Raw genomic sequence first — 11,221 nt, forward strand, 5'->3', positions numbered from 1 at the left:
ATGTGTTCGCCGTCATGGTGGCCAACCGTGGACCGAGGCGAGCACGACTTCCATTCGGCATTCCCGCATACCGGAAACCGGGTGGTGGCTTCCGTCACTGCCGGTCCTACGTTCTCTCCAACCCGCCGCAGGGCTCCGAGGTGGGGAAACCCTTCCAGGCTGGAGGAAACCGTCGATGAACAGACAGGAACTCAAGGTCGTCGGCGCGTCGGCCGTCGGCACGGCGTTCGAGTGGTACGACTTCTTTCTGTACGGCGCGCTCGTACCCGTGATCGGCAGCAAGTTCTTCAGCGACTACGGCTCGGCGGCGCAGACCGTGTTCGCGCTGCTGACCTTCGCCGCCGGGTTCGTCGTCCGGCCGATCGGCGCGCTGGTGTTCGCGCGGATCACCGACCGGGTCGGCCGCAAGATCGTGTTCCTGATCACGCTCGTGCTGATGGGCGTCTCGACGGTCGCCGTCGGTCTGCTGCCCACCGCGGACGAGATCGGCATCCTGGCACCGATCCTTCTGGTGACCTGCCGCATCCTGCAGGGAATGGCGGTCAGCGGTGAGTTCGGCGCCGCGGTCACCTACGTGTCGGAGTACGCCCCGCCGCGGCAGCGCGGGTTCTTCCTCGGCTGGCTGACCGGCACCACGGCGCTCGCCTTCAGCCTCTCGCTGGGCGTGCAGCTGCTGGTGCAGGCCATCGTGGGCGCGGCCGCCTTCGAGGAGTGGGGCTGGCGGGTGCCGTTCCTCATCTCCGTCTTCCCGCTCGCGCTCTCGGTGTGGATCCGCACCAAGCTGAACGAGAGCCCGCTGTTCCTGCGGATGAAGGAAGGCGGCGCCCTGAGCAAGGCGCCGCTGCGTGAGGCGTTCGGCTCGCGGGCGCGGGTGCGCATGATGGCGATCGTGTTCGTGATGGCCGCGACGCAGTCGTTCATCGGCTACCTGTCCACCGTGTACATGGTGACCACGATGAAGACCTACCTCAAGGCCGACTCGTTCACGGTCAACGCGATCTTCATGGTGGTCATGCTGATCGGGTTCTTCCTGTGCGTGCTCGCCTGCTGGGTGGCCGACCGGATCGGACGGCGGCCGGTGCTGTTCATCGGGCTCGGGCTGGCCGCGCTGCTCGCGTTCCCGGTGACCGGCGCCATCGTCTCGACCACGAATCCGGATCTGGCCCGCGCGCAGAAGAACGTGTCGGTCACCATCCAGGCCGACCCGGCCGAGTGCTCCTTCCAGTTCAACCCCGCGGGCACCGCCACCTTCACCTCCGACTGCGACCGGGCGCGGAACACGCTCCAGACCAACTCGGTCACCTTCGACCGGCAGGACACCGCCGGCCCCACCAAGGTCCTGGTGAACGGCACAGAAGTGTCCGGCGGTCCTCGGATGAGCGAGGACCTGCTGGCGGCGCTCAAGACGGCCGGGTACCCGGTCGGGGGATCGAGCGACACGATCAAGATCAGCGGCATCGGCGACGTCTTCGGCGGGCGCGTCATCGGCGTCGGGCTGCTCCTGCTGGCGCTGGTCGCGTTCGCGCAGATGGCACAAGGACCGGCCGCGACGGCCATGGCCGAGGTCTTCCCGACCCGTATCCGGGCCACCGCGCTCTCGATCCCCTACCAGCTCGGCGTCGGCGTGTTCGGCGGGCTCCTGCCGGCGACGATGGTCGCGATCGGGGCCGAGCTGGGCAGCACCACCACCGCCCTGTGGTATCCGGTGGGCGCCATCGCGCTGGGGTTGCTGATCTTGGTGTTCGCCCTGCCGGAGACCAAGGGCGTGGACCTCGCCGAGGTCCGCCTGGACGGTGACACGGCCCCCGACGACGAGGCCGCCCCTGAGGAGCCCGTCGTAAGCCAGGGCAGCTGACCGCCGGCCCTCCGGAAGGGAGTTCTCATGCCGATCATCGATGTCTCGCTGCTGACGGGCCGCACCGAGTCCGAGGTGCGCGAGATGATCTCGGCCGTCCACGACGCGGTCGTGGGCAGCCTCGGGGTGCCGGCCGAGTCGGTGCGGATCCTGGTACGCGAGCTGCCGCCCACTCACTGGGCCGCGGCCGGCGAGACGATCGCGGAGCGCAGGGCGCGCTCGTAGGAACACGGAAGGCCGGGGCCGATGTCGGCCCCGGCCTTTCCACGTCTCGGTCAGCCCCGGAAGTGCGTGCTGCTCCAACCCCCGTCCACCGGGATGGTGAGGCCGGTGACGAACGCCGCCTCGTCGGATGCCAGGAACGCGATGACCCGCGCGACGTCGATCGGCTGCCCGACCCTCGCCAGGGGGCGCGACCGGGTGACCAGGTCGTCGAAGACGCCCGCGGCCACCTTCGCGCGGGTCGCCGGGGTCTCGATCAGGCCCGGCGCCACCGCGTTGACCCGGATGCCGCGCCGGCCGTACTCGGCCGCCATCTGGCGGGTGAGGCTGGAGACCGCGCCCTTGGCCGCCGAGTACGGCGCGGACCCGGCGACCCCGGTCAGCGCGAACGTCGACGACGTGTTGACGATCGTCCCGCCCGCGTCGCCGAACGCGATCACCGCGCGGCGGCTGAGCGCGAACGTCGTGCCGAGGTTGGTGCGCAGGAAGAACTCGAAGTCCTCGTCCGTGGTGTCGGCCACCGGCCGGTCCCCGGCCTTGCCGGCGATGTTGGCCAGCACGTCGGGCGCGCCGACGGCCTGGGCGCACTCGTCGAAGACCCGTTCCGCCGCGCCCGCGGCGGTGAGGTCGACGGCCAGCACGGCCACCTCGTCACCCGCCGCCGCCACCTCGTCCCGCAGCTCCAGCAGACCCTCCTCGTCGCGGTCCACGGCTAGCACCGCCGCACCGCGGGCGGCGAACAGCGCGGCGGTCGCGCGTCCGATGCCCGACGCCGCCCCTGTGACGATCGCCGTCTTGCCGCGCAGCTGCCCGTTCACCAGTCTTCCTCCCGAACCTCGATGTGCACCCGGTGTGCACGCGACGTCATGAGCTCCGATCATGCGTGGTGGCACGGTGCCCGGCCACCTGCGGGCTTCCGCTCAATGAGAACCGTTGCTGGTGGCCGAGGCCCGCCTCCGGTCGGCTTTGGGCCATGGACGTACGTGGACTACGGGTCACCTTCCCCGCCGAGGGGATCGCGCTGCTGGAACTGGACCGGCCGCACCGCCGCAACGCACTGGACCGTGCGCTGCTCGACGGGCTGCCCGGAGTGCTGACCGGGTTGGACGGCGACGCCGCCGTACGGGCTCTGGTGGTGACCGGGCGCGGCGGTGCGTTCTGCGCGGGCGGCGACCTGGACGCGATCGGCGATCTGGGGAACGAGACGCCGCAGGAGGCGCGGGAGCGCATGACCCGCGAGTTCTCCATCGCCGAACTGCTGCTGGACTTCCGTGCGCCGACCGTCGCCGTGGTGGACGGTCCGGCCGTCGGCGCCGGAATGGCCCTCGCCCTCGCCTGCGATCTGCGGATCGGCTCGCCCGGCGCGGTGTTCGCCAGCACCTTCATCAAGATGGCGCTGGTGCCCGACTTCGGCGTCTCGTGGCTGCTGGCGCGGGCCGTCGGTGCGGCGCGGGCCACGGAGCTGGCGGTGTCGGGACGCAAGGTCGCGGCGGAGGAGGCCGTCCGGATCGGCCTGCTCGACGTGGTCGTGGCCGATCCCCTCGCGCAGGCACTCGGCCGCGCCGAGCAGCTCGCCGCGGCGCCGCCCGAGGCGGCGCGGGCCACCAAGCACCTGATCGCGGCGGCGGCCGCCGGCGGGTTCGCGGAGTCGGTCGAACGGGAGATCGCCGAGCAGATCCGGGCGGTGCGCTCGCCGGAGTTCCGGCGGCGGTGGGCCGAGTGGTCGCGCGCGGTGCGCGGGCGCTGACGGCGTTTCCGCCGTGTTTCCCGCCGAGTGGAAACCGCCCGTTGATCGTGCGCTGGTCGCACGCCGAGATTTTACGCACAGCGAGGAAGAGGAGGACCAGCGGTGGAATCGTTCGGGCACGTCATCGGGGGCGAAGAGGTCGCCTCGGCCGACGGGACGGCGTTCGAGTCCGTGGACCCGTGGACGCGGAGGCCATGGGCCACGGTGGCGCTCGGCTCGGCCGACGAGGCGGGGCGCGCCGTGCGGTCCGCGCGGTCGGCCTTCGACGAGGGCCCGTGGCCGCGGATGAGCTTCGCCGAGCGCGGCGCGACCCTGCGCCGCCTCGCCGACCTGCTGGAGAAGCACGCCGACGAGTTGGCGGCCGCCGACACCGCGGACATGGGCAAACCGATCACCCAGACCGCGGGCCACGACGTCCCCCGAGCCGCACAGAACTTCCGGTTCTTCGCCGACCACGCCCAGATCACCCCTGCTGAGACGTTCCCCATGCCGGCCGGGCACCACGCCTACACCCAGTACGACCCCGCGGGCGTCGTGGCGGCCATCGCGCCGTGGAACTTCCCGCTGATGATGGCGAGCTGGAAGGTGGCACCCGCGCTGGCGTGGGGCAACACGGTCGTGCTCAAGCCCGCCGAGCAGTCGCCCGCCTCGGCCACCATCCTGGCCCGGCTGGCGATCGAGGCGGGACTGCCGCCCGGCGTGCTCAACGTCGTCCACGGGTTCGGGCCGGACTCGGTGGGCCAGGCGCTGACCGAGTCGCCGCTGGTCGACCGGATCACCTTCACCGGGGAGTCGGCCACCGGCCGGCTGATCTCCAAGGCCGCTGCGGCCAACCTGACGCCGGTGAGCCTGGAACTGGGCGGCAAGGGCGCGAACATCGTCTTCGCCGACGCGGACATTGAGCAGGCGGTCCGCTGGTCCATCCAGGCGGTGTTCCGCAACAGCGGGCAAGTCTGCCTGGCGGGCAGCCGGCTGTACGTGCAGCGCGAGGTCTACGACGAGTTCCTGGCCAGGTTCACCGCCGCGGCCGACGAGCTCGTGCTCGGCGACCCCAAGGACCCGGCGACGCAGATCGGCCCGCTGTCCTCGCGGGAACACTTCACGAAGGTGGCGGGTTACCTCGACATCGCGACCGCGGCCGGCGCGCGGCTGCACACCGGCGGTGTCGGGGAGGGATGGGCCGTGCGGCCGACGGTGGTGGTCGGTGCCGGGCAGCGCGACCGGGTCACCCAGGAGGAGATCTTCGGACCGGTCGCGGTCGTGCTCCCGTTCGACGACGAGGCGGAGGCGGTGGCTGCGGCCAACGACACGCCGTACGGCCTGAACGCCATGCTCTTCACCCAGGACCTGTCCCGCGCACACCGCGTCGCACGCGCGCTGCGGGTCGGCACCGTCTGGGCGAACTGCTTCTTCGTCCGGGACCTCCGTGCCCCCTTCGGCGGCGCCAAGGACTCCGGCGTCGGCCGAGAGGGCGGAACGTACAGCCGGGAGTTCTTCACCGAGCCCAAGGCCGTCATCATGGAGATCTCGTGACGGAACGTAGTCGCATCGCGCCGGCACGTCCGACCCGCAAGGAGCAGACAATGACCGACATCCAGGCCGTCAGCACCCGGAACGCGCCCACCGTGGGCTTCTCCACGGGGACGGCCGCGCCGCTTTCCCAGGCGATCGTGCACGGCGGCACCATCTACTGTTCGGGCACCGGGCCGCTGGACCCGGAGACCCGCACCATCGTCTCCGACGACTTCGCCGAGCAGGCCAGGCAGACGCTCGCCAACCTGCTCGCGGTCGTCGAGGCGGCGGGCGGCAGCCGGGAGACCATCCTCAAGTGCACCTGCTTCGTGCGCGATGTGGAGAACTTCCCGGTGTTCAACGCCGTCTACCGCGAATTCTTCGAGGGCAACCCGCACTTTCCCGCGCGGACGACGGTCATCGCGACCCCGCACCGCACCGGCGTGCAGGTCGAGGTCGAATGCGTCGCCGCCGTGAGCGGGTCATGACCGACCTGGTCCTCCTGGGCGGTCGGGTGCACACGCTGGACGCGCGCGGCACGGTCGCCGAGGCGGTGGCGGTGACCGGTGGCCGGGTGTCCGCGGTCGGTTCGGACGCCGACGTCGCACGCCTGGCCGGCCCGTCCACCAGGGTGGTGCGGCTCGCGGGCCGCGCCGTCGTCCCCGGGCTGAACGACTCGCACTGCCACTTCGAGAACGCGGGTATGGACGGGCACACCGTGTCGTTCGCGGGCGTCCGCACGCTCGACGCGGCACTGGACCGGCTCGCCGCGCTGGCCGCCACCCGCGAGCCCGGCGCATGGGTGCAGGGGCAGCCGTGGAACCCGGCGCTCCAGCTCGCCGAAGGCCGGGGTCCCGACCGGCGCGAGCTGGACCGCGCGGCGGGCGGACGGCCGGTGTACCTGCCGGAGGGCCACGCCGCGACGGCCAGCACCGCCGCGCTGGAAAGGGCCGGCATCCGCCCGGACGGGCATGACGGCAGGCTGGTCGAGGGCGCCATGCACGCCGTCGCGCGGGTGATCCCCGAATGGACCCGGGAGGAGCGCGCCGCCCAGCTCACCACGGCCATGAGGGTGCTCAACCGGAGCGGCATCACATCGGTGGTGGCGGGCGCGCTGCCGCCGGGGGACGTCGAGGCGGTGCGCGGGCTGATCAAGGACGGACGCTCCACCATCCGCGTGGCCGCGATGGTCACGCCGACCGGCGAGCTCAACCCGTCGGTGCCGCTCGCGGACTGGGAGGCGCTCCTGGCCTGCGGCCCGCCCGCGCCCATCGGCGGGCACTATGTCACACGCGGTATAAAGCTGCAGGTGGACGGTGGTATGACGCTCGGCACGGCGGCCATGCGCGAGCCGTACCTCACCCGTCCCGGTTACCACGGGGAGATGGTCACCGACCGGGACCGATTGGCCGGGCTGGTCGGCGCGGCGCACCGTGCGGGCTGGCCGGTCGGAACGCACGTGGTGGGCGATGCCGCGATCGATGTCGCCCTCGATGTCTATGCCGCGACCCGGAACCGGCGCCTTCCTCCGGATGTGCTCATTCACGCGAGTCTGATCCGGCCCGACCAGATTGCCCGCGCCCGCACGCTGGGTGTCCAGGTGGCCGCCCAGATGCCGTTCCTGTGGCGGAACCGGGCGGCCATCGCCGGCCACCTCGGTGGCGCCCGCACCGAGGCCGCCGTCCCGCTGCGCGACCTCGTGGACGGCCTCGGACTCGACGGCGTCTCGGCCGGCACCGACTATCCGATCAACGCCCTCGACCCGTTCCAGAACATCTACGCCATGACGACCAGGCGCGACGCGGCCGGTGACGTCGTGGGCGGCGCGCAGGGGGTCACACGGTCGGAGGCTCTGCGCCTCTACACCACGTCCGGCGCCGCGCACACCGGCGAGCAGGAGGTGAAGGGCCGGCTCGACGCGGGCGCGTTCGCCGACCTGGCCGTGCTCGATGCCGACCCGCTCACCGCGCCCGACGACCGGCTCCGCGCCACCGAGGTCCTGATGACCGTCGTCGACGGCCAGATCGTGCACGACACCGGTCTGCTCGACTGAGCAGCACACCCAGGAGGCAACCATGCACCCCAGCCAGATGCCCATCGTCGAACTGCGGAAGGCGGCGGACGAGCTGCGGGAGAGCGGCAAGCGGGTCAAGGTGCTGTGGCAGGAGAGCGAGTCCCTCGCCTTCATCGCCCGTGGTCGCGAATACCGCAGCGAGTTCCACCTCAACCCGAGCGACGAGGTGATGTTCATGGTGCGGGGCTCCATAGACCTGCACTACCGCAAGCCGGAGGGCGGCTCGGACATCGCGGTGATCCCCGAGGGCGGGACCATTTTCACGCCCACCGGCATCGCCCATTCGCCCCGGTTCGCCCCGGACGCTTTCGTGCTGGTCATCGAACGGCTGCGGCGGCCGGGCGAGCTGGACCGCTTCCACTGGTTCTGTCCGAACTGCGATGAGTTCCTGCATGAGGAGGCCGTGCACGTGAGCGACTACCGCACCGATCCGGTGGCGGGCGCCTACCAGCGGTTCTATGGCGACGTCGCCGCGCGGACCTGCAAGTCCTGCGGCACGGTCATGCCGGACGAGCGGCTGTGACGGCGATCGGCTGGCTGGTGCTCGACGCGCTGCGCGCGTGGCCCGACCGCGTCGCGTTCCGGCAGGGGAGCGCCGAGCTGACCTATCGCGAGGCTGAGCGACTGGTACTGGGCGTGGTGGAAACGCTGGCCGAGGCCGGCCTGCGGCCGGGAGACACGGTGCTGCAGATCCGGCCGAACGATCCGCTGCAGTGGCTGGTCAACGCCGCCTGCTACGTGGCGGGACACTGCTCGGCCGCGCTGCCGCCGGGTGGCCTGCGCGGCCCCGCGCTGGCTGAAAGGCTGCGCCTGGTCGCCCCGGATGCCGTGCTCGCCGAGCCGGGCGATCCGGATCTGGACGCGTGGCTACGAGCCCGTCCGGAGGTGCGCGCGCTGACCGATCGCGACCTGGCGGTCCTGCGGGAGTCCGGGGCCGTTGCACGGGAGACCGGAAACATCGCGGAAGCGCCCGCGAGTGCGGTGGTGCGGCTGGCGTTCACCTCCGGCACCACCGGGCCGGTCAAGGGCGTCGAGCTTTCCGGCGGCGCTCTCGGCGCGGTGGCGACCGCGCTGCGCGACACCCTGCCGTGGCCGGCACGGCCGCGCGTGCTGTGCGCGGAGTCGGTGTCCGGCGGCTTCGGCAACATGGTGCTGCCGACGCTGATGCTGGGCGGAACGTTCATCATCCCGGAGCGTTCCGGCCCTGACGCGCTTCTGGACGCAGCGGCGGCGCACGATCCGACCGTGCTGATGGCCATGCCGCCCGCGTTGCGCGCTCTCCTGGCCCATCCGGACGCTGCCGGGCAGGACTGGTCGTCCATGGCGCTGGTGGTCTACAGCGGGGCTTCGCTTACCGACGAGGAGATCGGCCGCGCGCACGCGCTGTTCGGCGAGGTGCTGTGCGGGGTCTTCGGCCAGGTCGAGGTGCCCAAGACGATCGCGTGGACCCGCCCCGCCGACCACCTGGACCCGCGCTCGCGCTCCTCACTCGGCATGCCGTTCCCCGGGACCGAGGTCCGCGTCTGCGGTCCCGGCGGCCGTGACCTCCCTGCGGGGCAGGCGGGGGAGTTGTGGGTGCGGGGCGCGACCACCGCGCACGCCTACGCCTTCCCCTCGGGCACACCGGTCGAGAACGGGTGGCTGCGCACCGGCGATGTCTGCCGGCGCGACGCCGACGGCCGCCTTCACTACGTCAACCGCGTCCATCACGCGCTGCGGATCGCGGACGCCTACCTATGCCCGAGCGATCTGGAGGCCGTCGTGTCGCAGCGCATTGGGCATCCGGTGGCGGTCGCCCCGACCGGCCCGGCGAGCGTCGCCGTTCTCGTCGAGGGTGTCACGCCGGGGGGCACGGTGGAGGAAGCCGTGCGCGACGTGCTCCGCGACGCGCCCGTCACGGTCGACGAGGTCGTCCCCGTGGAGCGGTTGCTCCGCGACGTCATGGGGCGGCTCGACCGGGCCCGGCTCGCCGGGGTGGCCGGATGAGCGACACTCCGCCGCCGGCGGGGCCGGTGATCGACGTGCACGCCCATGCCCTGCCGCTGCCGTTGCTGACCTGGCTTTCCGGCCGCGGCCTCGCCGACCTGTCCGGCCTCGCCGACGGCGTGGTCAGGATCGAGCCTCTGGTGTCCGGGATACCGGCGGGCGCGCCGATTCCGCTGCCCCCCGCCCAGTACGAGGTCGCCAGGCGGTTGGAGGACATGCGCCGTACGGGCGTCACCCGCCAGCTCGTGTCGATACCCCCGTTCGTGACGTGCGCCGACGCCACCGACGAGAAGGACGTTCTCGCCGTGGTCCGCCACGGCAACGACGCGCTCGCCGACCTCCTCGCCGGGCACCGCGGGGTGCTCGACCCGCTCGGATACGTGCCGCTCGGCACGCCGGCCGCGCCGGACGAGGCCCGCCGCTGCCTGGACGAGCTGGGGTGCGCGGGCATCGCCATCGGCACCCGTGGCCTCGGCGCGGAGCTGGACGATCCCGTGCACGAGCCGCTGTGGGAGCTCCTCGCGGACCGCCGGGCATTCGTCTTCCTGCACCCCAACAGCGTCCCTGGCGGCTCACGGCTCGCCGACTACTGGCTGCCCCAGCTCGCGGGATTCCCGATGGAGACCGCGCTCGCCGTCTCGCGGCTCGTTCTCGGCGGCGTCCTGGAACGGCACGACCTGAAGTTGTGCCTGGCGCACGGCGGCGGATGCCTGCCGTCCCTGCTCGGCAGGCTGGACCTCGGCTGGTCGCGCAAGCCGGTCGCCCGCACCACGCCCCGCCCGCCGAGCGACTACCTGCGCCGCCTCTACTACGACACCGCGACCTTCTCCACCCCGCTGCTGCTGCGGCTCGTCGAGGACTTCGGTGCGGACCATGTACTCGTCGGCACGGACTACCCGTTCGAACTCGCCGACACCGACCCGCTCGGCACGGTCGCGGCGCTCGGGCTCGCGCCCGGGGACGCCGTGAACGTCCGGGCGGGGACGGCTACTCGGCTGCTGACCGGAACGGAGTGACGGTGCCGGGCGGGTCGCCGGACTCCGGCCCGCCCGCGTAGCCGTTGGCCAGCTCGCGGGAGATCGACCTCGCCGCCAGCCGCAACGCGGGCTCCACCGCCGCCAGGGACCGGGAATGGACGACGGTGTGGGAGACGACGGAGAGCGCGGCCACGACACGGCGGTCAGGCCCGTGGATGGGGACCGCGACGGACACGGTGCCCGGCGACAGCTCCTCCGCGCACCGGGCGATGCCGGTCGCACGGACCTCCTGGAGCGACCGCATCAGCAGGCCGGGCATGACGATCGTGTGGGGCGTGTACCTCCTCAGCCCGGCCGCGAGCACGGCCTGCTGGAGCTCACGCGGCGCGTGGGCCAGAAGGATCTTGCCTACCCCCGTGGCGTGCAGCGGTGAGCGCCCGCCGACGCGGCTGACCACGCCGACCGAGCGTCGTCCCCACACGCGCTCGACGTAGAGGACCTCGTCGCCGTCCAGTACGGCGAGGTGGACGTTCTCCGCCGTGGTCTCGTTGAGGTCGTGCATGAACGGCAGCGACACGTCGCGCAGCGTGCGCGGCTGCGGGCACAGGGAGCCCAGCTCCCACATGCGCAGCCCGATCCGGTAGACCCCGTCGCGGTCCTTCTTCAGCGCCCCCAGCTCGACCAGCTCGGCCGCGATGCGGTGCACCGTCGAGACCGGCAGCCCGGTGATGGCGGTCAGCTCGATGAGGCGGAGCGCCGGCCGTTCCGGTGAGAACGCGTCGAGCAGAGCGAAGACCCGGCTGGACACTGTGCGGCCGGGTTTGCGGGCATCTCGAGGCGCGGTCATG

At 72.2% G+C, this 11,221-nt stretch carries 11 protein-coding genes; 9 read left to right on the forward strand and 2 right to left on the reverse strand.

The genetic code is table 11. The features are described from left to right. Positions 1–175 precede the first annotated feature (175 nt). A complete protein-coding gene (locus AB0C87_RS09330; protein ID WP_360577047.1) occupies positions 176–1,855 on the forward strand; it encodes an MFS transporter in 1,680 nt (559 codons plus the stop codon). Positions 1,856–1,882: 27 nt separating this feature from the next. Next, positions 1,883–2,080, forward strand: a complete 198-nt coding sequence (locus AB0C87_RS09335) for a tautomerase family protein (RefSeq protein ID WP_360577048.1) — start codon at positions 1,883–1,885, stop codon at positions 2,078–2,080. Positions 2,081–2,130: 50 nt separating this feature from the next. Here AB0C87_RS09335 and AB0C87_RS09340 read toward each other — a convergent pair whose 3' ends face one another. After that, on the reverse strand, positions 2,131–2,895 hold the full coding sequence (locus AB0C87_RS09340) for an SDR family NAD(P)-dependent oxidoreductase (RefSeq protein WP_360577049.1): 765 nt from the start codon (positions 2,893–2,895) through the stop codon (positions 2,131–2,133). 155 nt (positions 2,896–3,050) lie between these two features. On the opposite strand from AB0C87_RS09340, the gene AB0C87_RS09345 reads away from it, so the two are divergent. The 7 genes from AB0C87_RS09345 (at position 3,051) to AB0C87_RS09375 (ending at position 10,412) form a co-directional block, all read left to right on the forward strand. Continuing rightward, complete coding sequence (locus AB0C87_RS09345; RefSeq protein ID WP_360577050.1) at positions 3,051–3,824, forward strand: enoyl-CoA hydratase/isomerase family protein; 774 nt, start codon at positions 3,051–3,053, stop codon at positions 3,822–3,824. A gap of 102 nt (positions 3,825–3,926) precedes the next feature. Continuing rightward, positions 3,927–5,357 carry an aldehyde dehydrogenase family protein gene (locus AB0C87_RS09350; RefSeq protein ID WP_353832971.1) on the forward strand — a complete coding sequence of 477 codons (1,431 nt, stop codon included), beginning with the start codon at positions 3,927–3,929 and terminating at the stop codon, positions 5,355–5,357. A 50-nt stretch (positions 5,358–5,407) separates the two neighbouring features. Continuing rightward, complete coding sequence (locus tag AB0C87_RS09355; protein ID WP_353832972.1) at positions 5,408–5,824, forward strand: Rid family hydrolase; 417 nt, start codon at positions 5,408–5,410, stop codon at positions 5,822–5,824. Further along, positions 5,821–7,389: an amidohydrolase gene (locus AB0C87_RS09360; RefSeq protein WP_360577051.1), complete on the forward strand. Its 1,569-nt coding sequence runs from the start codon at positions 5,821–5,823 to the stop codon at positions 7,387–7,389. The genes AB0C87_RS09355 and AB0C87_RS09360 overlap by 4 nt, the downstream gene beginning before the upstream one ends. Positions 7,390–7,411: 22 nt before the next feature. After that, entirely contained in the window at positions 7,412–7,933 is a 522-nt protein-coding gene (locus tag AB0C87_RS09365; RefSeq protein WP_360577052.1) for a hypothetical protein, read from the forward strand. After that, positions 7,930–9,396, forward strand: a complete 1,467-nt coding sequence (locus AB0C87_RS09370; protein ID WP_360577053.1) for an AMP-binding protein — start codon at positions 7,930–7,932, stop codon at positions 9,394–9,396. Before AB0C87_RS09365 ends, AB0C87_RS09370 begins: the two co-directional genes overlap by 4 nt. Then, positions 9,393–10,412, forward strand: coding sequence for an amidohydrolase family protein (locus AB0C87_RS09375; protein ID WP_360577054.1), 1,020 nt, complete (start codon positions 9,393–9,395; stop codon positions 10,410–10,412). Before AB0C87_RS09370 ends, AB0C87_RS09375 begins: the two co-directional genes overlap by 4 nt. On the opposite strand, the gene AB0C87_RS09380 is transcribed toward AB0C87_RS09375, so the two are convergent. After that, positions 10,384–11,220: an IclR family transcriptional regulator C-terminal domain-containing protein gene (locus AB0C87_RS09380; RefSeq protein WP_353832977.1), complete on the reverse strand. Its 837-nt coding sequence runs from the start codon at positions 11,218–11,220 to the stop codon at positions 10,384–10,386. The two genes, AB0C87_RS09375 and AB0C87_RS09380, sit on opposite strands and share 29 nt — an antisense overlap. Position 11,221 lies beyond the last annotated feature (1 nt).

This window comes from Actinomadura sp. NPDC048021 (genome assembly GCF_040653135.1).
Classification (GTDB): domain Bacteria; phylum Actinomycetota; class Actinomycetes; order Streptosporangiales; family Streptosporangiaceae; genus Spirillospora; species Spirillospora verrucosospora.